The 23852-nt window shown below is 67.9% G+C and carries 22 protein-coding genes; 15 read left to right on the top strand and 7 right to left on the bottom strand.

Translation table 11 applies throughout. The features are described from left to right. Positions 1 to 32: 32 nt before the first annotated feature. Both AC4JJG_RS18485 and AC4JJG_RS18490 read right to left on the bottom strand, forming a co-directional pair. Entirely contained in the window at positions 33 to 1445 is a 1413-nt protein-coding gene (locus tag AC4JJG_RS18485; RefSeq protein ID WP_495398731.1) for an amidase, read from the bottom strand. Beyond that, entirely contained in the window at positions 1442 to 2068 is a 627-nt protein-coding gene (locus tag AC4JJG_RS18490) for a TetR/AcrR family transcriptional regulator (RefSeq protein WP_495398730.1), read from the bottom strand. The genes AC4JJG_RS18485 and AC4JJG_RS18490 overlap by 4 nt, the downstream gene beginning before the upstream one ends. Before the next feature lie 60 nt (positions 2069 to 2128). On the opposite strand from AC4JJG_RS18490, the gene AC4JJG_RS18495 reads away from it, so the two are divergent. The 4 genes from AC4JJG_RS18495 (at position 2129) to AC4JJG_RS18510 (ending at position 5824) form a co-directional block, all read left to right on the top strand. Further along, on the top strand, positions 2129 to 3325 hold the full coding sequence (locus AC4JJG_RS18495; protein WP_495398729.1) for an acyl-CoA dehydrogenase family protein: 1197 nt from the start codon (positions 2129 to 2131) through the stop codon (positions 3323 to 3325). A gap of 45 nt (positions 3326 to 3370) precedes the next feature. Then, the gene (locus AC4JJG_RS18500) at positions 3371 to 4483 is read left to right on the top strand and encodes an acyl-CoA dehydrogenase family protein (RefSeq protein WP_495398728.1); all 1113 of its coding nucleotides are present in this window, start codon (positions 3371 to 3373) and stop codon (positions 4481 to 4483) included. A 310-nt stretch (positions 4484 to 4793) separates the two neighbouring features. Beyond that, a complete protein-coding gene (locus tag AC4JJG_RS18505) occupies positions 4794 to 5222 on the top strand; it encodes a DUF350 domain-containing protein (protein WP_495398727.1) in 429 nt (142 codons plus the stop codon). A gap of 128 nt (positions 5223 to 5350) precedes the next feature. Beyond that, positions 5351 to 5824, top strand: coding sequence for an SRPBCC family protein (locus AC4JJG_RS18510; protein ID WP_495398726.1), 474 nt, complete (start codon positions 5351 to 5353; stop codon positions 5822 to 5824). Between the two features lie 69 nt (positions 5825 to 5893). Here the strand turns inward: AC4JJG_RS18510 and AC4JJG_RS18515 are convergent, their stop codons facing one another. Both AC4JJG_RS18515 and AC4JJG_RS18520 read right to left on the bottom strand, forming a co-directional pair. After that, positions 5894 to 6376, bottom strand: a complete 483-nt coding sequence (locus tag AC4JJG_RS18515) for an SRPBCC family protein (protein WP_495398725.1) — start codon at positions 6374 to 6376, stop codon at positions 5894 to 5896. Continuing rightward, on the bottom strand, positions 6373 to 6711 hold the full coding sequence (locus AC4JJG_RS18520) for an ArsR/SmtB family transcription factor (protein WP_495399592.1): 339 nt from the start codon (positions 6709 to 6711) through the stop codon (positions 6373 to 6375). The genes AC4JJG_RS18515 and AC4JJG_RS18520 overlap by 4 nt, the downstream gene beginning before the upstream one ends. Positions 6712 to 6859: 148 nt before the next feature. Here AC4JJG_RS18520 and AC4JJG_RS18525 point away from each other — a divergent pair, with 148 nt between their 5' ends. Beyond that, positions 6860 to 7540, top strand: coding sequence for an HAD family hydrolase (locus tag AC4JJG_RS18525; RefSeq protein ID WP_495398724.1), 681 nt, complete (start codon positions 6860 to 6862; stop codon positions 7538 to 7540). Positions 7541 to 7559: 19 nt separating this feature from the next. On the opposite strand, the gene AC4JJG_RS18530 is transcribed toward AC4JJG_RS18525, so the two are convergent. Both AC4JJG_RS18530 and AC4JJG_RS18535 read right to left on the bottom strand, forming a co-directional pair. Then, positions 7560 to 9800: a multicopper oxidase family protein gene (locus AC4JJG_RS18530; protein ID WP_495398723.1), complete on the bottom strand. Its 2241-nt coding sequence runs from the start codon at positions 9798 to 9800 to the stop codon at positions 7560 to 7562. Positions 9801 to 10242: 442 nt separating this feature from the next. Beyond that, positions 10243 to 11049, bottom strand: coding sequence for an HAD-IIA family hydrolase (locus AC4JJG_RS18535; RefSeq protein WP_495398722.1), 807 nt, complete (start codon positions 11047 to 11049; stop codon positions 10243 to 10245). Positions 11050 to 11116: 67 nt separating this feature from the next. Between AC4JJG_RS18535 and moeA the strand changes: the two genes are divergently transcribed. From moeA to AC4JJG_RS18555, 4 genes are all read left to right on the top strand, one after another. Next, positions 11117 to 12334, top strand: coding sequence for a molybdopterin molybdotransferase MoeA (moeA, locus tag AC4JJG_RS18540; RefSeq protein WP_495398721.1), 1218 nt, complete (start codon positions 11117 to 11119; stop codon positions 12332 to 12334). A gap of 96 nt (positions 12335 to 12430) precedes the next feature. After that, the gene (locus AC4JJG_RS18545) at positions 12431 to 13153 is read left to right on the top strand and encodes a phosphatidylserine decarboxylase (protein WP_495398720.1); all 723 of its coding nucleotides are present in this window, start codon (positions 12431 to 12433) and stop codon (positions 13151 to 13153) included. After that, positions 13153 to 14334 carry a CDP-diacylglycerol--serine O-phosphatidyltransferase gene (pssA, locus tag AC4JJG_RS18550; RefSeq protein WP_495398719.1) on the top strand — a complete coding sequence of 394 codons (1182 nt, stop codon included), beginning with the start codon at positions 13153 to 13155 and terminating at the stop codon, positions 14332 to 14334. Before AC4JJG_RS18545 ends, pssA begins: the two co-directional genes overlap by 1 nt. After that, a complete protein-coding gene (locus tag AC4JJG_RS18555; protein ID WP_495398718.1) occupies positions 14334 to 16628 on the top strand; it encodes an AAA family ATPase in 2295 nt (764 codons plus the stop codon). The genes pssA and AC4JJG_RS18555 overlap by 1 nt, the downstream gene beginning before the upstream one ends. Positions 16629 to 16708: 80 nt before the next feature. Here the strand turns inward: AC4JJG_RS18555 and AC4JJG_RS18560 are convergent, their stop codons facing one another. Beyond that, complete coding sequence (locus AC4JJG_RS18560; RefSeq protein ID WP_495398717.1) at positions 16709 to 17128, bottom strand: hypothetical protein; 420 nt, start codon at positions 17126 to 17128, stop codon at positions 16709 to 16711. A gap of 77 nt (positions 17129 to 17205) precedes the next feature. On the opposite strand from AC4JJG_RS18560, the gene AC4JJG_RS18565 reads away from it, so the two are divergent. From AC4JJG_RS18565 to mnhG, 6 genes are read left to right on the top strand one after another with little or no spacing between them, the layout of a single operon-like run. After that, on the top strand, positions 17206 to 20115 hold the full coding sequence (locus AC4JJG_RS18565) for a Na+/H+ antiporter subunit A (RefSeq protein WP_495398716.1): 2910 nt from the start codon (positions 17206 to 17208) through the stop codon (positions 20113 to 20115). Further along, on the top strand, positions 20112 to 20756 hold the full coding sequence (locus AC4JJG_RS18570) for a Na(+)/H(+) antiporter subunit C (RefSeq protein ID WP_495398715.1): 645 nt from the start codon (positions 20112 to 20114) through the stop codon (positions 20754 to 20756). The genes AC4JJG_RS18565 and AC4JJG_RS18570 overlap by 4 nt, the downstream gene beginning before the upstream one ends. Positions 20757 to 20767: 11 nt before the next feature. After that, a complete protein-coding gene (locus AC4JJG_RS18575) occupies positions 20768 to 22375 on the top strand; it encodes a Na+/H+ antiporter subunit D (RefSeq protein ID WP_495399591.1) in 1608 nt (535 codons plus the stop codon). Continuing rightward, on the top strand, positions 22372 to 23127 hold the full coding sequence (locus tag AC4JJG_RS18580) for a Na+/H+ antiporter subunit E (RefSeq protein ID WP_495398714.1): 756 nt from the start codon (positions 22372 to 22374) through the stop codon (positions 23125 to 23127). The genes AC4JJG_RS18575 and AC4JJG_RS18580 overlap by 4 nt, the downstream gene beginning before the upstream one ends. Beyond that, positions 23124 to 23387, top strand: coding sequence for a monovalent cation/H+ antiporter complex subunit F (locus AC4JJG_RS18585; RefSeq protein WP_495398713.1), 264 nt, complete (start codon positions 23124 to 23126; stop codon positions 23385 to 23387). Before AC4JJG_RS18580 ends, AC4JJG_RS18585 begins: the two co-directional genes overlap by 4 nt. Further along, a complete protein-coding gene (gene mnhG, locus AC4JJG_RS18590) occupies positions 23384 to 23716 on the top strand; it encodes a monovalent cation/H(+) antiporter subunit G (RefSeq protein WP_495398712.1) in 333 nt (110 codons plus the stop codon). Before AC4JJG_RS18585 ends, mnhG begins: the two co-directional genes overlap by 4 nt. The last annotated feature ends 136 nt before the right edge of the window (positions 23717 to 23852 follow it).

Consider the following 23852-nt stretch of genomic DNA (forward strand, 5'->3'; position numbering starts at 1 on the left):
TCCGCGGCAAACGGCAACTTTTGTTATGAACCTCAGCTGTGCTGAATCCGCGCGAACGGTTGCGCCGCTTCGATTTCGAAGGCCAGCTCCAGCAGCAGACGTTCCTGCCCGAGGTCGGAGCCGAGGTGCACGCCGATCGGCAGACCGTCGGCGGAGGTGCCCATCGGCAGGGTGATCGCGGGGGTTCCGGTCGCGTTGTTCAGCGGCGTGAAGGCCACCCACCGCATCAGCCGCGCGAAGATCTCGTCGAAATCGCCTGCCGGGTCCAGGTATCCGATCTGCGGGGTGGTGTGCGCGAGGGTCGGCGACATCACCAGGTCGAAGCGCTCGAAGGTCTTCCGGTAGCGGGCGGTCGCCCGTCGCAAACCGATGAGGGTGGCGGGCAGTCGCCAGAACCGGGACCGGAAGCTCGTGGACAGCCCCTGCGTGAAGACATCGAGTTTCGAGCGGTCGAATCCCGGGTCGATGGTCCGCTTGCCGAAGTGGTCGATGGAGAACGCCATGAGCGCCCAATAGTCGATGAACTGCCAGACAAAGCTCGGATTCACCGGCACCGGAATGGATTCCACGTGATGCCCCAGGCCGCTCAGCAATTCCGCGGCGGCATCGACGGTCGCTCGCGTGTCGGCGTCGAGCGGACTGTCGGTGATGGTGTCGGTGACGACACCGATGCGCAGCCGACGCTGCCCCGGCCCCTCCACGAGGCGCACCGGCGGCAGATCGGTCATCGGCCCCTGCCGTTCGATGTCGGCGAGGAAATTCGCGGTGTCGCGGACCGACCGGGAGACGATGCCGTTGGACACCAGATCGATGGGCGCGGACTCCATCTCCAGAGCCTGGGCCACCCGCCCACGACTGGGCTTAAGGCCGACGAGCCCGCAGGCCGCGGCGGGGATCCGAATGGATCCGCCACCGTCGTTCGCATGCGCGATCGGCACCACGCCCGCGGCGACGAGCGCCGACGACCCGCCCGACGATCCACCGGACGAGTAGTCGGTGTCCCAGGGATTCCGCGTCGGCTCACCGTCGACGTATTCGGTGGTGGCCGTCAGCCCGAAGGCCGGCAACGTGGATGCCCCGACGATGTTCACGCCGGTGGCCAGCAGTTGGTCGGTGAACGCCTCGTTGCGATCCGCGGGACGATCCGAGGTCGCCGCCGAACCGTGCCGCGTCGGTATCCCGGTGAACAGCGTGTTGTTCTTGATCAGAGTGGGCACACCGCGGAAAACCCCTGGGGGGAATGCACTTTCGGTTGCTCGCTGCCGTGCGCGATCACGGTCGTCGACCACGACGCCGTGCAGTTCCGGTTCGACGGCATCGAGACGTCCCAGAGCGGCGGTCAGCGCCTCATCCGCGGAGAAGTCACCGGCCGCGATGGCCTGTGCGACACCGGTCGCGTCCAGTTCCCCGAGACAGTCGTCGCGAAATGCGTGCACATGCTTCATGCAGGCAGAGTAACCGTGCCCGATTCCGGCGCGGCCATACGCATCACATCCGCGACGAAGCCGATCGCCAGGTCCCCGTCGATGGGCAGCCCGAAGACGGCACGGTGATAGAGGGGTGCGATGACGTGGTCGAGCACCTGATCCTCGATGGGCACCTGCTCTCCCCGCGCCCGGGCCCGGCCGACCATCTCCTCGATCTGCCGGCGACGGAATTCCCAGCACGCACACTGCACGACGATTCCGGTGCGGGCCGCCACCATCGCACGCAGATGTGCGCGCCGGTTCGGCAGGCCGAGGTCCGCGGCGATAGCGGCGATCCACTCCGTCAGATCCCGGAAGAGCTCACCGGTATCCGGAATCCGTTCCTCGCGGGTCAGGACGAACACCGCGACCTCACCGAGTAGCGCATCCACCGTGCCCCACCGCCGATACACACTCGTCGGATTCACGCCCGCGCGTTCGGCGATCTGCGGAATGGTCAGAGCATTGCCGCCACCCTCGTCGACCAGGTCACCGACAGCCCGGTAGACGGCGAGCTGTACTCGGGCACTCCGCCCGCCCGGCCGCGGACGTACCTGCTGGTCGGCCATGGATTGGCCGTATTCGGACTCCCCGATCGTCATGCGCGCCATTATTGCAAAGATCGTTGCGTTAGCGTTCCGGTCAGCTGCTACATTCAGTCCATGCAGCTGAAATTCAGTCCCGAAGAAGAGGCATTCCGCGAAGAACTGCGCACCTTCTTCACCACCGAGATCCCCGAAGACATCCGCAAGCGCAATGCGGAAGGCAAACTCAACTACCCGGATGACATCGTCACCACGACGCGCATCCTGAACGAGAACGGGCTGGCCGTCCCGCACTGGCCGACCGAACACGGCGGCAAGGACTGGACGCCGATCCAGCATCACATCTACCGCGAGGAGATGAGCCTCGCGTTCGTCCCCGATCTGCTGCCGTTCAACGCGGGCATGATCGGGCCGGTCATCGCCCAGTTCGGCTCGCCGGAGATGAAGGAACGCTTCCTGGCGAAGACCGCGAACCTCGACATCTGGTGGTGCCAGGGCTTTTCCGAGCCCGATGCCGGTTCCGACCTCGCATCGCTGAAGACCCGTGCGGTCCGCGACGGCGACCACTACGTGGTCAACGGCCAGAAGACGTGGACGACCCTCGGCCAGTACGCCGACTGGATCTTCTGCCTGGTGCGCACCGACCCGGACGTCAAGAAGCAGGCGGGCATCAGCATGCTGCTGTTCCCGATGGACACCCCGGGTGTGGAGTTGCGTCCGATCCAGCTCATCGACGGCGGCTACGAGGTCAACGAGGTCTTCTTCAACGACGTCCGCGTACCTGTGGAAAACCTTGTCGGCGAAGAGAACACCGGCTGGACGCAGGCCAAGTTCCTGCTCGGCAACGAGCGCAGCGGCATCGCCCGCGTCGGCTACACGAAGACCCGTCTGGCCCGTGCCAAGAAGCTCGCTGCCGAAACGAAGACCGCGACCGGCACCCTCCTCGAGGATCCGCTGTTCGCCGCGCGCCTCGCCGAGATCGAGAACGAGCTGCTGGCGCTGGAACTCACCCAGTTGCGGGTCGTCGCCGGCTCGGCCGACGGCAAGCCCAACCCGGCATCGTCGCTGCTGAAGCTGCGCGGCAGTGAATTGCAGCAGGCCGCAATGGAATTGCTCGTCGACATCGCCGGCCCGGATTCCCTGCCGGTCGCCGAGCTCGATCCGGCCGCTCCGAACGGCTCGGCCGACATCGAGGTCCCGGTCTGGGCCCAGCTCACCGCGCCGACCTACCTCAATTACCGCAAGGTGACCATCTACGGAGGATCGTCCGAGGTGCAGCGCCAGATCATCGACAAGGCCGTCCTGGGCCTGTAGCCCGCGACACGCCCACCGACGAACCTTCTCCCACAAGGACATTCCATGGACTTCGAACTCTCCGACGAACAGACGATGTTGCGCGACACCGCGCGCGATCTGTTGAGCAAGAAATACGACATCGAGACCCTGCGTGCAGTCACCGACACCCCGCTCGGCTGGGACCGCGACGTGTGGAAGTCGCTGGCCGACATCGGCATTCTCGGCCTCACCGTGCCCGAAGAGGACGGCGGCGCGGGCGCCGGGCCGATCGAGGCATCCGCCGTGCTGATCGAGATGGGCCGCACTCTGGCACCCGAGCCGTACATCGACGCGGTGCTGGTGCCGACCAGCCTGCTGACGGCCGTAGCCGAGGGCGACGCCCGCGCCGAACTGCTCGGCGGTGTCGCCTCCGGCGAGCTGCTGGTGGCCTTCGCCCATCATGAGGCCGGCAGCCGGTGGCCCCTCTCCCCCGTCGACACCACCGTCACCGGCGGCACCATCTCCGGCACCAAGACCCTTGTCGGACATGGCGATTGCGCGGATAAGCTGATCGTCTCCGCCCGCGACGGCGACGACATCGGGCTCTTCCTGGTGGACGCGGACGCCGACGGCGTCACCCGCACCCCATACCGGACCCAGGATCGTCGGCGTGGTGCCCAGATCGTCTTCGACGGCGCCGCCGCCACCCGACTCGGCTCCGGCGACGCAACCGCGGCCATCGCCGAGGCCGAGATCGTCGCGCAGATCGCGCAGTGCAATGAGGCCGTCGGGCTGATGGAGCGCTCCCTGGAGCTGACCGTCGAGTACCTGAAGGCACGCAAGCAGTTCGGCGTGACCCTCGCGCACTTCCAGACCCTCACCCAGCGGGCCGCGGATCTGTACGTGCTGCTCGAACTCGCCCGCAGCATGGCGCAGTACGCGACGATGACCCTGGCCGACGGCACCGCCGACGCCACGGTTGCCTCGCGCGCCAAGCTGCAGATCGCGCGTTCGGGCCGGAAGATCGGCCAGGAATCCATCCAGATGCACGGCGGCATCGGCATGACCAACGAGTACCCGATCGCCCACTACATGAGCCGTCTGACGGCCATCAGCCACACTCTCGGCGACGCCGAGAGCCATGTCGCGAGCCTCGCCGCACAGGTCGGCGACTACGACATGATCACCGTCGGCTGATCTCGATACGGCGCCTCGCTGCGCTCGGTGCCTACTCGATCATCGAGACGCCACCCGCTGGTCTCAATGGGCGCTCGGTGCCTACTCGATCGTCGAATGGCCACCGGCTGGTCGAGAGTCGCCCGACGCCGGTCGACAATCGCCGGTCGAGTAGCGACGAGCGAGCGCAGCGAGCCCGACGCGTATCGAGACCGAGACCGTCCCCGGCGCGCCGGATCGCCCAAACACTCCGGTGCATCCCGGGTGATCGCTAGTGTTTCTCACGAGAGCGATCACCCGGGACGGGTGGGGACAGAATGGAGACCTCCGGATGAATCAGCTTCGCGACAACCTCGGTGATGCCGCGTCGTACAGCATCGTCGGCATCCTGCTGCTCATCATCGGTTTCGTCGCTCTCGACCTGGTGACCCCGGGCCGTCTGCGCGGCTTCGTGTGGATCGAACACAATCGCAACGCGGTCATGCTGACGACCGCCGAGGTGATCGGGTTGTCGCTGGTGATGGTCGCGGGCATCGTCGACTCCGCGGGTCTCGAACTGTGGCGCGGCCTGCTCTACACCGCCCTGTACGTGGTCCTCGCGATCGCGGTGATGATGTGGTCGTTCGTCCTCGTCGACTGGCTCACCCCGGGCAAACTCGGCTCGCTGCTCCTCGACGACGACCAGCATCCGGCGGGCTGGATCTGCGGTGCGGTGTTCATCGGCATCGGCGCGATGATCGCCGTCGCCGTCCTGGTCTGACCGCCCGCAGAGGGGCGGTGACCACGCCGGTACCGCCCGGTACCACTGTCGGCGCGCTATTGACGCTCCGACAATAAGCCCTTAGATTCGACACGAATCCGAAATCGCCAAGCATCAGGGGAACAGTCATGGCCGAAGCACTGATCGAGGAATCGATCGAGATCAACGCACCCGCCGAGGCGGTGTGGGCGGTGCTCTCCGATCTCAAGCGGATGGGCGAGTGGAGCCCCCAGTGCAAGAAGATGATCATCCGTGGCGGCGCGGTCGGCGTCGGCACCCGCACCATCAACATCAACCGTCGTGGGCCACTCGTGTGGCCGACCACCGCCAAGGTCACGCGCTTCGAACCGAACAAGGAACTGGCGTTCCGCATCGCCGAGAACCACACCGTCTGGACGTACACGATCACCCCGTCCGCCAACGGCGTGACCGTTACCGAGAAGCGTGAGGCCGCCAACGGCGAGACCACCGCGATCTCCAACTTCCTCGTCGACAAGTTCATGGGCGGCATCCCGAACTTCGAGGCCGAACTGCGCCTCGGGATGGCCGAGACGCTGTCCAAGATCAAGCGGGCCGCCGAGTCCTCGGCCCGCGCCGCCTGACACGTCGCCACAACGTCCGACGACTGCCGGCCGCGTCCCCAACGGGATGCGGCCGGCAGTTCTTTCGGGTCAGCCGTTGACCGTGTCGCGGTACTGCCGGAGGTAGAGGGGCCACCCGCCGTCGGACTCGACCCCGGTGCGAACCGCCGCCGCACCGTCTCCGTGGCGGTCGAAGTTGCGATGCTCCAGCCGCACCCGGGTACGTCCGTCGGATTCCGCGGTGAACACCACTTCGACCTCGCTGGTCTTCGCCGGGTCGGTCTCGATCTGCCATTGGCCGTTGATGTCCCACGAGAAGAGCAGCCGGTTCGGCGGCTCGTACGCGAGTACCCGCGACCACCGGCATTCGGTGCCGTCCTCGGCCCGGTCGTAGATGTTGCCGCCGACCCGCGGTTCGAAGACCGTTTCCGCGATCGGTACCGGCATGAGGTTGTGTTCCTTCGGCTTCACGTCGTCGAATCTGGTGACGAACAGTTCGAAGGCCCGCTCGATCGGTACGTCGACGATCGTGTCGACCCGGACCGGCTGAATTACTGTGCTGTTCTCCGTCATGGTGTTCCCTCCTCGGGATCGGTCTGCGATTCTCGCTCGACCACTTCGGTGTAGGTGGCGAGCGCCCTGCCCCAAAAACTCTCCAACTCATCGCGAAGTGCCTGCATGCCTGCGGGATTCGCGTGATAGATCCGCCTGGTACCCGCGACCCGGTCGCCGACCAGACCGGCCTGCTTGAGCACTTTCAGATGCTGCGACACCGCAGGCCGACTGATCGGCATCGCATCCGCGAGTTCACCTACCGCACTGGGCTTCTCGATGAGACGCTGCAAAATGTGCCGTCGGGTCGGTTCCGCCAGGGCGGACCACCCGTCCTCTGTTTGGTAAGTACCCACGAACGGTAAGTTACGGCTTACGGTTGGATTCGTCAACCCCTGCCACGAAGCGCCGCGGCAGGAGTCCTCCGGTACCGTGACGTTGCCGAGACCGGTCAGTGGCGTCATCCTTTCGGACTAACGCACGGACACAAGGGGATTCACCACGATGGAGAGTGGACGCGCGCGGGATCTTCCCGCACAGGTCAGCGCCGTGGTCTTCGACTGCGACGGGTTACTCCTCGACACGGAGACCTGCTGGTCACGCGCCGAGGCGTCGCTGTTCGCCGATCACGGCTTCGGTTTCGGTCCCGCCGAGAAGGATCTGCTGATCGGCCGCACGTTGAAGGCCGCGTGCCACGATATGGCCGAGTACTTCGGTGAGCCCGGTACCGGCCCCGAGCTCGTCGGCGAACTCACCCGTCGCGTGGAGCGCGAGCTTGCCGATGGCGTCGAACCACTGCCCGGCGCACCGGAACTCGTCGAACTCCTGGACGGGCGAGTCCCCCTCGGTGTGGCCACCAACAGCCCACGGGCCCTCCTCGATGCCGCACTGGGCCGCAGCGGACTCCGGTCGACGTTCCGGGTCTCCGTCGCCGCCGATGAGGTGACCGAACCGAAACCGGCACCCGAACTGTATCTGCGCGCGTTCGAGATGTTCGATGCCGATCCACGCCACGGTGTGGCACTGGAGGATTCATCGACGGGCGTCGCAGCCGCCCGCGCCGCGGGAACGTTTCTGATCACCGTTCCATCGCAGCCCGGCAAGGCACTCGACGGCGACTACGTCACCACGAGCCTCGCCGATCCGACACTGGTCGAATGGGCTCGCACGGTCACCCGGCGATAACGCTCAACAATCCACCGTGTCAGTGCGAGTGCCCGCGCCCGTGTGCACCGTGGAACGCCAGGAGGTCGGGCGGCAGGACGACGAAGGGGCGCATCATCGTGTGGTCCTCGTGATCCAGGATGTGGCAGTGATACATGAAACTGCCGGTGGCGCCGTCGAATTCGCCGAGCACACTGACCCACTCCCCTGGGTTGATCAGCCAGGTGTCCTTCATCCCCGCGGCGATCGGGTCGATGACCGGCCCCTCGGCGCGGATCGGGATCGGCTTCGGGGTGCTTCCGGTCGCCAGGTCGAACGCCGGGTTCTCCGGGGTGCCGAGATCCATGGTGCGCCGCCGCAGCATCTGGAACTGCGTCATATGGATGTGCAGCGGATGCGCTGGTCCGCCGAGATGCAGGATATGCCACACCGCCCATGCGCCCCGCGAGATGATGATCGTGTTCAGATCGTCGAAAAGCTTTGATACGGCGTGGAGTCTGACGACCGAGCCGTCGGACTCGGTGACCTCGATGACATCCTCGGTCGGCTGATCGGGATCGTCCGGATCCACCGGTTGCAGCTCCCACAGTTCGGGGTGGGCGCTCCGGCTGCGGACCTGTGCGGGGATGAGGCCGATCCAGTAGTGCTCATGTGTCGGGATGATCCGGTCGCCCACCTGCAGATCCCCGTTGGGCAGGTGCACGTAGCGGTCGTAGTCCGGGTTCAGCACCGCGGGCGGACGCCATCGATCCGACGAGGGCCGGGAGGACACGGTGAACTGCATGATCGACGCGTCGGCATCACCCGGGAGAGCATCGATGACAGCCAGTTCGTTACGCAATTCCAGAGTGCGGCCACGGAATTCGGCGAAGTTGATCAGGACGTCGAGCCGCTCGGCCGGCGCGATGGCGAGCGTGTCGAGCGGACCGACAGGAGCGGGGAGGAAGCCACCGTCGGTACCGATCGCGACCATCGCGGGACGTCGATTCGCCGAGTATCCCGGCTCTCCGGGGCGGATCGGAGTGCCCGCCTCGTCCGATTCATCGGTGGTGTCGTGCAGGGCGAGCACCAGCCGTCGTGAACTGCACGCGTTGAGGATTCGGAGCCGGTACCACCGTGGCTCGACCGGCATCGTCGGCCACACCGTGCCGTTGACGATGGTGAACGGACCGCTGACGGGCAGTTCCCCCTCCGGATACATCCCGTCCTCGGTCGGCGGGTTCACCGACGTCGTGAATCCGGCCTGCTTGTACAACATCCGGCCGGTGAAGTCCGGGGCCCCGGTGACCGAGATCGCGGTTCCCGTCTCGAAGTTGCGGTCGGCGATCATCAGTGGGAGTTCGTGGCGACCGGACGGAAGCTTCAGGCGGTCCTCGTTGTCGTCGCGGATCAGGTAGAAACCGGCAAGTCCCGCAGGCACATTGAAGCGCGTCACGCCCATCGCATGATCGTGATACCAGAGCGTCGCCGCTTCCTGGTTGTTCGGATAGACACAGCGGGTGCTGTGACCGGGAGCCGCGACGTTGTGCGCCCAGCCATCGTTCTGACCGTCGGTGAGCGCTCCGTGGAGGTGCACCACGGTGGCCGCGGTCAACTCGGCCGTGTTCGGGAGACGGGGATAGGAATCCGCTCCGGCCCCACGGGATTCGGCGCGACCGCCGGGAGTGAGTGCGGCACGCCCGTCGGCGACGATGGCACCCTCGGCCGCCCCGTCACGTGGGGGAGGCGGAATGCGTACCACGTCATAGGGCAGGTGTTCGGATTCCCCTTGATGCGCAAGACCGTTCACCCATTCGATACGCGCCGGACTGCCCCGCCTGGCCTCGATGGTCGGGCCGGGCATGGAACCCTCGTACGTCCAGGCCGTGGTCGTCGGCAGGTCTCGATGGAATCGCACACGGGCCGGCCGGGCCTCGACGCGCACCGCCGTGGGGTCACCGGTCCGATGACCGTTCGCACGCGCGTGCCCGCCGTAGCCGTCCGGAATGCGAAGCGTCGGCGGGATGACCAGGTAGTCGCGGAATTTCCGCAGGCCCAGATGGGAGCCGACGCCGCGGGGGACCGGGCGCGGACGTCCTGTGGCGAGATCATCGCCGGGTGCGGCCTTCTGGTCGGGCACAGGCAGTGCCGACTCCGGCTCGGGTGCGACCTCCGGCAACGGCTGCGCCGACGGGTCGGCGAGCGGGGGCGCCGACCCGGTGGCGAACCGGTCGGCGATCTCGGTGGTTGCGATGGTGGGCTCGCTGGTGCCTGCGGCCTCGGCGGGTTCTGTGACGGTCATGGCCATTCCTTTCAGCTGTGCGACATGGACTTCCCGACCCGACGGGCCCCTCGGCGTCCGCTGCCACCAGCGTCTGCTGCTGCCGGAACGTCGGCCTGCGTAGCCGGCTACGCGAATCCGTCCGTGCGGTGGAACACGGCGAGCTCATCGGGCATGTGTTTCCTGCACCGGGACGGAAGAAACCTCGCTGGCATCGAGGAATGACGCGCCGCGACAGACGGCTCACGGACCCCGAACACGCTGTATACGAGCAGGATTCACGCTCCGTCGTAGCGGGCCGACGAGATCCGGCCGGGGGTTATCGACGAAAGTGCCGCCGAGTCCTCCGAACAGTGCACGGAGGCCGATCTCGTGGCGAAGGCAGGGAAACACGAACTGCACCAACGGCGTATGTCGTTCCGGGGACGTCGACGCGTGATGGACGGTTCCGGGTACGGCCGCGTCAGGATGGCTGGTCGGCCAGTGCCGCAAGCAGAGCCGGCAGATCCGCGACCGAATCGATGATGTGATCCGGGAAGGGGGCGAATTCGTCGCGCCGCAGCGCGTCGAGCAGTTCGGCGCGATACTTGCCGGTGCGGACGAGGACCCCGGTGAGCGACGCGGCCTGCGCGCCGAGGACGTCGCTGTGCAGATCGTCACCGACCATCACCACCTGGGTGGGATCCACGCCGAGAAGTTCCACGGCCATCCGGAAACCCAGTGGCGACGGTTTGCCGATCACGCGGATCGATTTCCCCGACGCCTGTTCGAGCCCGGGCAGATAGACCCCGGTGTCGACACTGAGGCCCGCATCGGTGGCCCAGGTCATCGACCGGTGCATTGCGATCACCGGCACGCCGTCGAGCATCGCCTGCAGCACCCGCGAGAGCGTCGCGTGATCGAACGCGGGTCCGGCACCGCCGAGCACGATGACCTCGGCCTCATCCGGATCGTCGGTCAGGGGCAGGTCGCCGAGATCCTCGGCGATCGGACCGTCGTTGATCACCCACACGCGTTTGCCCGGGTGGGCCGAGGCCACGTGATGGGCGGTGAGCCGGGCCGCCGTGAGGATCTCGTCGACGGACACCGCGAACCCCGCCGCGTCGAGTGCGTCCGCGATCTGCTGACGGGTCTTCGATGTGGTGTTGGTCAGGAACATCCGGGGCACGCCCCGCTCGGCGAGCGCCGCCACGGCATCGACCGCACCCGGCAGCGCACGCCACGAGGTGACCAGCACCCCATCGATGTCCAGCAGAATCCCCGAGCTCATCCGTCCGAATTTAGTCCCGCCGACGGCGCATCGCACGCCGTGCGCACCCGGATGGCATGCTGGGCGAATGCGATCGGTGCCGGAACATCAGAACGTCGTCGCCGCCCTGTTCGGGCCACCCGCGGTGGAGAATCGCACCGCGACCGACGCACTGGGGCAGGTCGTCGCGGCCGATGTCACCGCACCCATCGGGTTGCCGGTCTTCGACAATTCCGCGATGGACGGTTTCGCCGTACGCGCCGCCGACGTCGCCGACGCGAGCACCGACAACCCCGTCCGCCTCCCGGTCGACGCCGACATCCCCGCCGGGCGCACCGACCATCTGGACCTGAAGCCCGGTGCGGCACACCGCATCATGACGGGCGCCCCCATGCCCGACGGCGCCGACGCGGTGGTGCCGGTGGAGTCCACCGACGCCGGAGCGGAGGCCCAGGCACCCGACACGGTGACGATCGTCGCCTCGGTGCCGGCCGGAAAGCACGTCCGCACAGCCGATTCCGATGTCTCCGCCGGTATGACCGTCCTCACCGCCGGTTCGCGGCTCGGCGCGGCGCAGCTGGGCCTGCTCGCCTCCCTGGGCATCACCGAGGTGCCGGTCCACCCGAGGCTGCGCGTGGTGGTCCTGTCCACCGGTTCGGAACTCATCGAACCCGGAAAACCGTTGCGGCACGGTCAGATCTACGAATCCAACGGCTCCATGCTGACGGCCGCGGCACAGGAGGCCGGCGCCGTGGCCACCCATCTGCACTTCGTCGCCGACGACGTCGCGGCATTCCGCGCACGCCTCGACGAGGCCACCGCCGCGGCCGACCTGATCATCACGTCGGGCGGCGTGAGCGCCGGCGCCTTCGAGGTCGTCAAGGAAGCGCTCACCGGAACCGGTGACGTCGAGTTCGTCAAGGTCGCCATGCAGCCCGGGATGCCGCAGGGCTGCGGCCATCACGTCGCCGCCGACGGCCGTCGCGTGCCGATCGTCACCCTCCCCGGCAACCCGGTGAGTTCACTCGTGTCCTTCGAGGTCTTCGTCCGTCCGCCGCTGCGCGCCGCGATGGGCCTGTCACCCGACCGCGCCCGCACCCGGGCGCGTCTGACCGCCGACATCCGCTCACCCGGCGGAAAACGGCAGTTCCTGCGCGGCACACTGGACGGCGACCGGGTGGAGCCGATCGGCCCGCCCGCATCCCATCACCTGCGTTATCTCGCCCACGCCGATGCGCTGATCGACGTCCCCGCCGACGTCGAGGCCATCCCCGCGGGCACCGAGGTCGACGTGATCGTGCTGTGACCCGATTGCCGCCTGCCCTGCCACACCCCACGCGCGTCGGCTCTAAGCTGTAGCGGACCCCGGATCGACCGGGATCGGTACTGGGGGAGGTAGATGGTGGCCAGGCGTCCGCGCCCGGAGGATTCATCCGCTGACAGGCGGAGCAGCGGCGCAGCCCACCTCGTGGAGCTGGCCCGCGAGACGATCCCCCCACTGCACCGCGGGGGCCTGCCCTTCGTCGCCGCACCCGCCGCCGTCGCCGTGCTGGGCCGGCGGCACCGGTGGATCGCCCGGCCCGCCCTCCTCGCCGCCGGAGCGTGTGCCGCCTTCTTCCGGCACCCGTCCCGCGTGCCCCCGACCGCCCCGGGACTGGTCGTCGCCCCGGCCGACGGCACGATCGCACTGGTCGACGAGGCCGTCCCGCCCGCCGAGGCCGGGCTCGGCGACGCGCCGCTGCCCCGCGTGTCGACATTCCTGTCGATCTTCGACGTCCACGTGCAGCGGGTGCCGATCAGCGGCACGGTGACCTCGGTGACCCACACACCGGGCGCGTTCCTGTCCGCGGACCTCCCGGAGGCGAGCCGCGACAACGAACGCACCACGATGACCCTGCACACCGGCACCGGTCAGGACATCGCGGTCGTACAGATCGCCGGCCTCATCGCCCGCCGCATCGTCTGCGAGCCGGTCGTCGGCGACACCCTCACCATCGGCGAGACCTACGGCCTGATCCGGTTCGGCTCCCGCGTGGACGTCTACCTGCCCGCGGGCACCACACCGAAGGTGCTGGTCGGACAGCGCGCGGTGGGTGCCGAAACCGTCTTCGCCACACTGGGGTGATGTCGATGCCGCGCGCACCACGCCCCATCCGCAAACGCATCCGCTCCGACCGCAGCCCGAGCACGCATGCCCCACGGCGGGTGTCGTCGCCTAATGTGGAGCGGCATGTCCCGCCCGCGATCACCGTGGCCGGGGACGACGAACCGAAACAGGCCGCCGGAGCCCGGATCTTCGTGCCGTCGGCGCTGACGATCCTGGCCATCTGCGCGGGTCTGACCGCGGTCCGGGTGGCGGCCAACGGCAACGTGAACGCCGCGATGGCTCTGGTCGTGACCGCGGCCGTACTCGACGGCCTCGACGGCCGGGTGGCCCGCAAAATGGGCGCCACCTCGAAGATCGGCGCGGAGATCGACTCGCTGGCCGACGCCATCAACTTCGGCGTCGTGCCCGCGCTGATCATCTACCTGTCCTTGATGGACGGTCACGACGTCGGCTGGATCCTGACGCTGGTCTACGCCTGCGCGGTGGTGCTGCGCCTGGCCCGTTTCAACACCCTCCTCGAGGACGACGACGCCCCCGGTTACACACGCGACTTCTTCGTCGGGGTGCCCGCACCCGCGGCGGCCGTCGCGGTGCTGCTGCCGATCGGGCTCAGTCAGCAGTTCGGCGACGGCTGGTGGACATCGCTACCGATCGTCGGCGGCTGGCTGGTGATCATCGCGATGCTGGCCATCAGCCGGGTACCGACGTCGTCACTGAAGACCGCGAGCATGTCGCGGCGCGCGGCCGCGATCGGCCTGCTTCTCGTGGTGATCGGCGGAGCGTTGCTCTTCACCTACCCGTATGTGCTGCTGATGATCGGCATCGTGGCCTACCTCGCGCACATCCCGTTCGCGTGGCGCAACAAGCGCTGGGTGCAGTCCCGGCCCGAACACTGGGAGGACCGGCCGGCGGAACGGCGTGCGCAGCGACGTGCGATCGCCCGCGCCCAGCCGCGGCGCCGACGGATTCCGGTGCCGGGGAAGTCGCAGGCCCGTCTGGGCCTGCGTGTTCCGGCACGCATCGTCCCGGATCCCGACCTCACCGACGCGACACCGGACGACACGGCACCCGATACCGCATCGACGGACGGGGCGGTGCCCGACGATCTCCCGGCTGCTGACACGAATCCCAACGGCAACACGACGCGCACCGCGCCGATGGTCGTGCGGCACACCGAGCAACCGAAGGGTGACCACTGATGGCGAGCCCCACGCAGCTCACCCTGACCGCTCGGGTCAATCCGGCCGCGGCCGAGGCGCGGCGCGGCATCGTCCGCGTGCATCCCGAGGTGCTCACCGCCCTCGGATTGCGCGAATGGGATGCGGTGTCGATCACCGGCGCCCGGGTCACCGCAGCCGTGGTCGCCGACGCCGGCCCCGATGTGCCGGCCGGTATCGCCCTGCTCGACGACCTGACCTTCGCCAACGCAGGCATCCGCGAGGACGCCACGGTGGTCCTCGCGCCCGTCCGTGTCCACGGCGCCACCACGGTCACGGTGTCCGGGTCGGCGCTCACCAGCAGCTCCGTCGACGAGACGACGCTGCGGCGAGCACTGCTCGGGAAGGTGGTGTCGGTGGGCGACGCGGTATCGCTGCTGCCCCGCGATCTGGGCCCCGAATTCGCCGCGGGCCCGGCCACCCGCGCCCTCGCCGCGTCGGTCGGCATCACGTGGACCAACGAACTGCTGACGGTCACCGCGACCGATCCCGCCGGCCCGGTGAGTGTGCAGACCAACACCGCCACCCTGTGGGCACCGACCGACGGCTCCGCGCCCACACCGCCGCCCCCGGGCAGCGCGACTTCCCTGACCCCGGCACAACCGTCCGGCGCCGAGACGGCCGGGCACGTCGCCGCAGGCCCGGATGCGGCCGAGCAGCAACCCACGGTGCCGGTGCGGCCCGTATCGGAGATCGTCGGCCTCGATTCGCAGGTCGGCAAGCTCACCGAATGGCTGGCCATCACCCTGGATCAGCCCGAAGTCCTGCGCACCCTGGGCGCCGAGCCACGGCTCGGCGTGCTCATCACCGGACCCGCGGGCGGCGGGAAGGCCACACTGGCACGTGCCGTCTGCGCCGATCGTCCGATGGTCGTCGTCGACGGCCCGACGGTCGGGGCGCTCGAACCCTCCGCCCGGCTGGCCGCGGTGTCCGGGGCGATCGCGCGGCTGCGCCCCGCAGGCGGGGTCCTCCTCATCACCGACGTCGACGCGCTGCTCCCGGCGCCCCGGGAAAACGGTGCACCGGAACCGGTGTCGGCCCTGATCCTCGACGAACTGCGCTCGGCTATCACCGGTTCGGGCACCGGCGACGATCAGGGCAGCATCGCGCTGATCGCGACCACCGCGGAACCCGTCCGCCTCGACAACCGATTGCGCGACCCGTCGATCTGCGACCGCGAACTGATCATCGGCCTGCCCGACGCCGCCACCCGGTCGCGACTGCTCGGGGTAATCCTTGCCGGCGTGCCCACCGACGGGCGGCTCGATCTCGACCTGATCGCTTCGCGCACACCGGGTTTCGTGGCCGGTGACCTCGCCGCGCTGGCTCGCGAGGCCGCGTTGCGGGCCGCGGGCCGCGCGGCCTCGGACTACAGCGAACCGACCCTGCGCACCGACGACCTGCTCGGCGCGCTCGAGGTCATCCGCCCGGTGTCGCGGATGGATTCGCCGGAGGTGGCGCTCGGCTCCATCACCCTCGACGACGTCGGCGACATGGTGGAGACCAAGCAGGCGCTCACCGAAGCCGTGCTCTGGCCGCTGCAGCATCCCGACACCTTCACCCGGCTCGGCGTCGACCCGCCGCGCGGTGTGCTCCTGTTCGGCCCGCCCGGATGCGGCAAGACCTTCGTGGTGCGGGCACTCGCGGCGTCCGGCCGATTGTCGGTGCACACGGTGAAGGGCGCCGAACTGATGGACAAGTGGGTGGGTTCGTCGGAGAAGGCGGTCCGCGACCTGTTCGCCCGCGCCCGCGAATCCGCGCCGTCGCTGATCTTCCTCGACGAGGTGGACGCGCTGGCGCCACGACGTGGACAGTCCACCGACTCCGGGGTCGGCGACCGTGTGGTCGCGGCGTTGCTCACCGAACTCGACGGCGTCGAACCGCTCAGTGACGTGGTCGTCCTCGGCGCCACCAACCGGCCCGACCTGATCGACCCGGCGCTGCTTCGTCCCGGACGTCTGGAACGACTGGTCTTCGTGCCGCCGCCGGATGCCGAGGCCCGCGCGGACATCCTGCGCACCTCCGGCCGGTCGGTGCCGCTCGCCGACGACGTGGATCTCGGTGAGCTCGCCGCCGAACTCGACGGTTACTCGGCCGCCGACTGTTCGGCGCTGCTGCGTGAGGCGGCCCTGTCGGCGATGCGTCGCGACATCGACACGGCGACGGTCACCGCCGAGGACGTCGCCGAGGCGCGCGGCCGGGTGCGGCCGTCACTCGACCCGGCACAGGTGGAGAACCTTCGCGAGTTCGCCGAACGCCGCACAACCGATGGTTGAGTAGGCCCCGAGCGAAGCGAGGCGCCGTATCGAAACCCCACGACCTTGGTCTCGCTACTCGACCAGCGGCTTGCGCCCGGTCAGCCGACGCTGACCTGATAGAACACCGACGATCCGCCACCCGCCGCCCCCGGCGTGCTCCCCACCTGCACCCAGTAGGTGTTGCCGTTCTTGGCGGCCGTCAGCATCACGACCTTCTGTGCGCCCTCGCCGGTGCGCTGCGATTCGGTGAATCCGCTCTCGGTGAGGGTGGTGACCGCGTTCTCGAGGGGATTGCCGGAACCGGCCTGTGCCTGCACGGTGACACCCCACCCGTCGGCGCGGGTGCCGGTGGCACTGAGGATCGTTCCGTCCATCAGCGGAACCTGGGTCAGCGGATAGTCTTTCGGCAATTCCGCACCCGGCGGACGGTTGTCGTCATCGGACCCGCATCCGGCGAACACCAGCACCAATGCACACAGAACAGCGACGACCTGCAGCGGGCGGGCGAAACGACTCATGAGTGCAACGGTAAAGTAGTCGCCGGGGATGCTCCCCGAATGACACCCCGCCCGGTTCCGAAAGACGGAGTGCCCTCTTGCTCGCTGTGCTGATAGCTCTCGCGATTTGTGCTCTTGTCGCACCCGCGATCATCAGCTGGTTGGGTACTCGCGGCTTCTATGTCCTGGCTCTCGCGCCCGCGGGCGCACTCGTCTGGGTCGTCGCGAATTGGCCGCGGGACGGTGCACCGCCGGCGACGCAGACCGTGCGCTGGGTGCCGGGTCTGCAGATGGACATCGTCACCCGCTTCGACACCCTCGCCGCGATTCTGTCGGTGCTCATCCTCGGCGTCGGTGCGCTCGTGCTCTTCTATTGCGCGCACTACTTCGATGAGGCACGTCCCCGCGTGGCCGTCTTCGGCGGCGAGATGGTCGCCTTCGCGGCGGCCATGTTCGGACTCGTCATCAGCGACAACATGCTGGTCCTGTACGTGTTCTGGGAACTGACCACGGTGCTGTCGTTCATGCTCGTCGGTTTCTACGCGGTCCGCGCCACCTCGCGCCGCGCCGCGACCCAGGCGCTGCTGGTGACCACGGCGGGCGGTCTCGCCATGCTGGTGGGCATCATCATGCTGGGCGAGCGAACCGGCAGCTACCTCCTCTCCGATTTGCTGGCGAATCCGCCGGGGGCGGGCGTCTACGTCGACGTGGCGGTCGTCCTCATCCTCATCGGCGCACTCAGCAAATCCGCGATCGTGCCGTTCCACTTCTGGCTGCCCGGCGCGATGGCCGCGCCCACCCCGGTCAGCGCCTACCTGCATGCCGCCGCGATGGTGAAGGCGGGCATCTACCTGATCGCGCGTCTCGCCCCGGCCTTCTCCACCACGTCGAGCTGGCACATCGCGGTGGTGGTGCTCGGCATGGTCACGATGATCCTCGGCGGCTGGCGTTCGCTGCGGGAACTCGACCTGAAACTGATCCTGGCGTTCGGCACCGTGTCGCAGCTCGGTTTCATGGCGGTGCTGGTCGGCATCGGTGACGCCAACGTGGCGATGGCCGGTCTGTCGATGCTCGTCGCGCACGCACTGTTCAAGGCGGCGCTGTTCATGGTGGTGGGCATCATCGACCACTCCACCGGAACCCGCGACGTCCGAAAACTCGCACGTCTGGGCCATAAGGCGCCCATGCTGGCCCTGACCGCGGCGGTTGCCGGCGCCAGCATGGCCGGCCTGCCGTTCACCATCGGGTTCGTCGGCAAGGAAACGGCTTTCGCGTCCGTGTGGGACACCGGCGCCTACGCGGAGTGGCAGGGTCACGCCATCGACATCGTGCTGCTCGTCGGTTCGGTCATCACCTTCGCCTACACGTGCCGCTTCCTCTGGGGCGCCTTCGGACGCAAGGTGCGGACCAAGCCGAGTCCGGCGGTCGCCAAGATGCACAAGCCGACCGCGATGTTCCTCGCGGCGCCGGTCGTGCTCGCGGTGGCCGGTGTGGTCGCCGGATTCGCCAGTCCCCCCATCGGTTCGCTGTTCGAGCCGTACGCCACGACCCTGCCCTCCTACGGACACAAGCTCGAGCATCTCGCGATGTGGCACGGTCTCGGACTGCCGGTGCTGTTCTCCGTGATCGTCGTGGTCGGCGGCGCCCTGCTGTTCCTGCTGGTGCGCAGGCTCCGGAATCTGCTGTTCCAGTACCGGCCACTGGTCAACGCCGACCGCATCTACGACGCGACGCTGCGTGGTGCGGACACCGTGTCGCTCCTGCTGACCCGGAACACGCAGCGCGGTTCGCTCCCCATCACCCAGGGCGTCATCCTCACCACCGCCATCGTGGTGCCCATCGCCGCCCTGTTCCTCGGATCGCGGAACCGGCTGGAGATCAACGGTTTCGACACCCCGGTGCAGGTGGTCATCGGTCTGATCATGGTGCTCGCGGCCATCGCCACCACCGTGTTGCGCAACCGTCTGGCCGCCACCCTCGTCGTCGGACTCACCGGTTACGGCGTCGGCATGCTCTTCGCGCTCTACGGCGCCCCCGACCTCGCGCTCACCCAGTTCCTGGTGGAGACACTGACACTGGTGATCTTCGTGCTGGTGCTGCGCAAACTGCCCGCGGAGCCGGAACCCCGGCACGCCACCGGTTTCCGCCCGTTGCGCGCCGCGATCGCCGCCGCCTTCGGCGCCTCGCTGGTCCTCATCGGCCTGTTCGCCGCGGCGGCCCGGTCGGATCAGCCACTGCACGTCGACCTGCCGGAGGCCGCCTACAAGTTCGGACACGGCGCCAATGCGGTCAACGTGCTGCTGGTGGACATCCGCGCGTGGGACACCCTCGGCGAGGTCTCGGTGCTGATCGTCGCCGCCACGGGCGTCGCGTCGATGGTGTTCCGCAACCGGCGATTCGGCGCTGCCCCACGTGTCGCCGATGCGGCACGCCTGCGCGACGCCGTCACCGATGACGACGACGATCCGATCCCACCGGATCGCACCACGTGGCTGCTCGGCAGCGACTTCCGCGACCCGCGGCACCGGTCGATGGTCCTGGAGGTGACCACCCGGCTGATCTTCCCGACGCTGGTGGTGCTGTCGGTCTACTTCTTCTATGCCGGGCACAACGCACCGGGCGGCGGCTTCGCGGGTGGCCTCACCATGGGCATGGCTCTCGTGCTGCGCTATCTGGCCGGCGGTCGCTACGAACTCGGCGAGGCCCTGCCCATCGAACCCGGCCGCATTCTCGGTGCGGGACTGTCGATTTCGGCGATCACCGCGACGGTCTCGCTGTTCCTCGGCGTCCCCGCACTGTCGTCGGCGGTCTTCGAGGTGACACTGCCGGTGCTCGGTGACATCAAGCTCGTCACCGCACTGTTCTTCGACCTCGGCATCTATCTGATCGTGGTCGGACTGGTGCTCGACATCCTGCGCAGCCTGGGCGCGCGCCTCGACGTGGAGACCTCGACGGTCGCGAATTCCCCGGCACCTGCCAGCCCGACCGCGGGGGAGGCACCTCGATGAGCGTCAACCTCGGACTGCTGATCGTCATCGGCGTCATGGCCGCCTGCGGCGCGTACATGCTGATGGAACGCAGCCTCATCCGGATGCTGTTCGGACTCCTGTTGTGCGGCAACGCGATCAACCTGCTGATCATCGTGGTCTCCGGCGGCATGGGCAATCCGCCGATCATGGGCAGCACGTCGCAGGACCGCGGTGCCGACGCCGATCCGCTGGCCCAGGGCATGGTGCTCACCGCCATCGTCATCACCATGGGCGTGGCCGCGTTCGTGCTGTCCCTGGTCTACCGGCTGTTCGTGATCAACCGCGACGACGACGATCTCGAAGACGACAGCGAGGACGTGAAGATCCTGTCCGGTTCCCTGTACGACGCACCTGACCGGGACCGCAGCGACGACCCGGTGACGATGGCCGACACCAGCGCCGGTGATCTCTTCGACGACCAGGGCAATCCGCTCACGCCCGAGGAGTACGCCCTGCTGCATGCCGCCGAGATCGAAACCGACCTCATGCCCGAGAACTCGTCCGACGTACGCGACGAGGATGTCTCCGACAGCGACGACGAGGATGTCTCCGACAGCGACGACGACTCCGATGACACGGACAGCTCCGGCGCAACCGATCCGAGCGGGGAGGCACGCTGATGCCCGACTGGATCGTTCCGCAGCCGTCCTGGATCACGGTGCTCATCGTCCTGCCGACGCTGGTGCCGATCATCGCGGCCGCGTTCACCCTGCTGCGCGGCCGCAGTCCCCGCTTCCAGCGACTCATCGCCATCGGCGCCATCTCGATCGCGTTCATCGTCTCGTGCATGCTGCTGTACCTGACCAACGAATACGGCACCTTCGCGGTCAACATCGGCGGATGGGGCGGCAAGGGATATCCCAATGGGCCGCTGGGCATCACGCTGGTCGTGGACCAGCTGGCCGCCCTGATGCTCGTCGTCTCGACGAGCGTGCTGCTGTGCGTCGTCGTCTACGCGGTCGGCCAGGGTATCCGCGACGGCAGCGAGCAACAGCCGGTGTCCATCTTCCTGCCCACCTACCTGATCCTCACGGCGGGTGTGTGCAACTCCTTCCTCGCCGGTGACCTGTTCAACCTGTACGTGTCCTTCGAGGTGCTGCTGGCCGCGAGCTTCGTACTGCTGACGCTGGGAGCGAGCGCGGAACGTGTGCGCGCCGGGGCGTCGTACGTCATGGTGTCGATGGTGTCGTCGCTGATCTTCCTGGGCGGCATCGCGTTCGCCTACGCGACCACCGGAACGCTGAACCTCGCCGAGATGGCCACCCGCCTCGACCATGTACCCGACGGCACCCGCAACGCCCTGTACGCGGTGCTGCTCGTCGCCTTCGGCATCAAGGCGGCCGTGTTCCCGCTGTCGACCTGGCTGCCCGACTCCTACCCGACCGCACCGGCCCCGGTCACCGCGGTCTTCGCCGGATTGCTCACCAAAGTCGGTGTGTACGCGATCATCCGGGCGCACACTCTGCTGTTCCCCGGCGGCTCGATGGATCGCATGCTGATGATCGCCGGTCTGCTCACCATGCTGATCGGCATCTTCGGTGCGATCGCGCAGTCCGACATCAAACGTCTACTCTCGTTCACCCTCGTCAGCCATATCGGCTACATGGTCTTCGGCATCGCGCTGTCCTCGAAATTCGGTATGTCGGCCGCGATCTACTATGTGGCCCACCACATTCTGGTGCAGACCACGCTGTTCCTGGTCGTGGGCCTGATCGAACGGCAGGCCGGCTCCGCGTCCCTGCGGCGTCTGGGCGGTCTGATCGCGTCACCGGTGCTGGCCGTTCTCTTCCTCGTACCGGCACTCAATCTCGGTGGCATACCACCCTTCTCGGGCTTCATCGGCAAGGTCGCCCTGATCGAGGCCGGTGTCCAGGACGGCTCGGTGCTCGCCTGGGTGCTGGTCGGCGGTTCGGTGGTGACCAGCCTGCTCACGCTGTACGTCGTCGCCCGTATCTGGACCAAGGGCTTCTGGCGCCCCCGCGCCGACGCCCCCGAGGGCGACATGGCCGACCGTGCACCCTCGGCGCTGATCGACGAACGTGACGACATCGCCTACGACGACCGTGACGACGTCGGACGCATGCCCGTCGGCATGGTTCTCCCCACGGTCGCGATGGTCGCCGCCGGACTGGTCCTCACCATCTGGGCCGGCCCGATCATCGGCTTCACCGATCGGGCCGCCAATGACATCGTGGACCGTGGTGTGTACATCGAGGCCGTGCTGGGAGGTGACCGATGAGTCCGCCCAAACGCAGGTTGAAGACCGCGTGGCGGGTGAGCCTGCTGTTCATCTTCTGGAATCTCGTGAGCGGGCTGGTGTGGCTGCGCGACCGCATCAAGCTGCCCCGCTGGCTGGCCGGCGACTCCCGTGAACTGGCCGTCCGCCTGTGGCATCTCACCTGGCTCACCTTCGTGTGGGTGTTGTTGTGGGGCACCGTGTCCTGGGCCAATGTCCTGGCCGGGCTGCTGGTCGCCATCCTGGTGGTCACGCTGCTGCCGCTGCCACGGGTGCCGGTCGAGGGACGGGTGCACCCGCTCGCGGTGTGCGTCCTGCTCGGACGTCTGCTGGTGGACTTCGTCGTGTCGAGCGCCCAGGTCGCGTGGGCCGCGATCCGTCCGGGACGGCCACCTCTCGGTGCGGTCATCCGGGTGCGGGTGGCCATCAAATCCGACCTCGTGCTGACCCTGGCCGTCGACTATCTGAACCTGGTGCCGGGCACCATGGTCGTGGAGATCGATCATCGCCGCCGCATGCTGTACGTCCACGTCTTCGACGTGCGCAGCGAGAAGCGGGTGCGCGCGTTCCACAAGCAGATCGAGTTCGTCGAGCGGGAATTCATCCGGGCCTTCGAACGTGACAGCGAATGGCATCCGAGCCCGTATCACGGCATCGACGACGACTACCACCACGTCAGCCAGGCCGAACGGGAGCGCGTGCAGGCGCCCCGGAACTCGACCGCACATCGTTCGGGACCGGGAGGCGGGTCATGACCTACGTCTGGATCACGGTGGGCGGGCTGCTGCTGATCGCGGCGCTACTCACCACCATTCGCGCACTGCGCGGACCGACCACGCTCGACCGGCTGGTCGCGCTCGACACCCTGATCGCGCTCTGCATGGGCGGCCTCGCCACCTGGGCGGCCTACAGTCTCGACTCGACCGTCGTGCCGGCCATCGTCGCGCTCTCCCTGGTCAGCTTCATCGGATCGGTCGCCATCGCCCGCTATCGAGTCCGGGACGATCAGACATGATCCCCGACATCATCGCCTCCGTCCTGCTGATCACCGGTGCGGTCATGGCGCTCACCACGGCGATCGGCATGCTGCGCTTCACCGACACCCTGAGCCGCATGCACGCGTCGACGAAGCCCCAGACCTTCGGCCTGATGCTGATGCTGATCGGTGCGATGATCCGGCTGCGCGGCAACGTCGACGTCGGCATGCTTCTTCTGGCCGGACTCTTCGCGCTGATCACCGCGCCGGTGATCGCCCACCGGATCGGCCGGCTCGTCTATCAGGAGCAGCGCGCCCAGGACGGGCTCATCGAGCGCGACGAGATGGAGTCCGGCGACCGCGACTGAGGTGTTCGCAGTCGTTGTCCCACACAATAATCCCCGGAGAGAGCAGCCGACTGGATAATCCGGTCGGCGGCTCTCTCACGTGAAATCTGTGTGGGCGTCGCCTGATTCAGGTCTCGATACGCGACGATCCGCTGAT

The sequence above is a fragment of the Gordonia sp. B8661-1 genome (assembly GCF_059427765.1).

Coding starts and splice junctions, on each gene's coding strand:
- AC4JJG_RS18485 (WP_495398731.1), bottom strand. CDS start 1,445: ATGAAGCATGTGCACGCATTTCGCGACGACTGTCTCGGGGAACTGGAC.
- AC4JJG_RS18525 (WP_495398724.1), top strand. CDS start 6,860: ATGGAGAGTGGACGCGCGCGGGATCTTCCCGCACAGGTCAGCGCCGTG.
- moeA (WP_495398721.1), top strand. CDS start 11,117: ATGCGATCGGTGCCGGAACATCAGAACGTCGTCGCCGCCCTGTTCGGG.
- AC4JJG_RS18515 (WP_495398725.1), bottom strand. CDS start 6,376: ATGACGGAGAACAGCACAGTAATTCAGCCGGTCCGGGTCGACACGATC.
- AC4JJG_RS18495 (WP_495398729.1), top strand. CDS start 2,129: ATGCAGCTGAAATTCAGTCCCGAAGAAGAGGCATTCCGCGAAGAACTG.
- AC4JJG_RS18580 (WP_495398714.1), top strand. CDS start 22,372: ATGAGTCCGCCCAAACGCAGGTTGAAGACCGCGTGGCGGGTGAGCCTG.
- AC4JJG_RS18510 (WP_495398726.1), top strand. CDS start 5,351: ATGGCCGAAGCACTGATCGAGGAATCGATCGAGATCAACGCACCCGCC.
- AC4JJG_RS18560 (WP_495398717.1), bottom strand. CDS start 17,128: ATGAGTCGTTTCGCCCGCCCGCTGCAGGTCGTCGCTGTTCTGTGTGCA.
- AC4JJG_RS18505 (WP_495398727.1), top strand. CDS start 4,794: ATGAATCAGCTTCGCGACAACCTCGGTGATGCCGCGTCGTACAGCATC.
- AC4JJG_RS18535 (WP_495398722.1), bottom strand. CDS start 11,049: ATGAGCTCGGGGATTCTGCTGGACATCGATGGGGTGCTGGTCACCTCG.
- AC4JJG_RS18570 (WP_495398715.1), top strand. CDS start 20,112: ATGAGCGTCAACCTCGGACTGCTGATCGTCATCGGCGTCATGGCCGCC.
- AC4JJG_RS18490 (WP_495398730.1), bottom strand. CDS start 2,068: ATGACGATCGGGGAGTCCGAATACGGCCAATCCATGGCCGACCAGCAG.
- AC4JJG_RS18530 (WP_495398723.1), bottom strand. CDS start 9,800: ATGACCGTCACAGAACCCGCCGAGGCCGCAGGCACCAGCGAGCCCACC.
- AC4JJG_RS18585 (WP_495398713.1), top strand. CDS start 23,124: ATGACCTACGTCTGGATCACGGTGGGCGGGCTGCTGCTGATCGCGGCG.
- AC4JJG_RS18500 (WP_495398728.1), top strand. CDS start 3,371: ATGGACTTCGAACTCTCCGACGAACAGACGATGTTGCGCGACACCGCG.
- mnhG (WP_495398712.1), top strand. CDS start 23,384: ATGATCCCCGACATCATCGCCTCCGTCCTGCTGATCACCGGTGCGGTC.
- pssA (WP_495398719.1), top strand. CDS start 13,153: ATGTCGATGCCGCGCGCACCACGCCCCATCCGCAAACGCATCCGCTCC.
- AC4JJG_RS18555 (WP_495398718.1), top strand. CDS start 14,334: ATGGCGAGCCCCACGCAGCTCACCCTGACCGCTCGGGTCAATCCGGCC.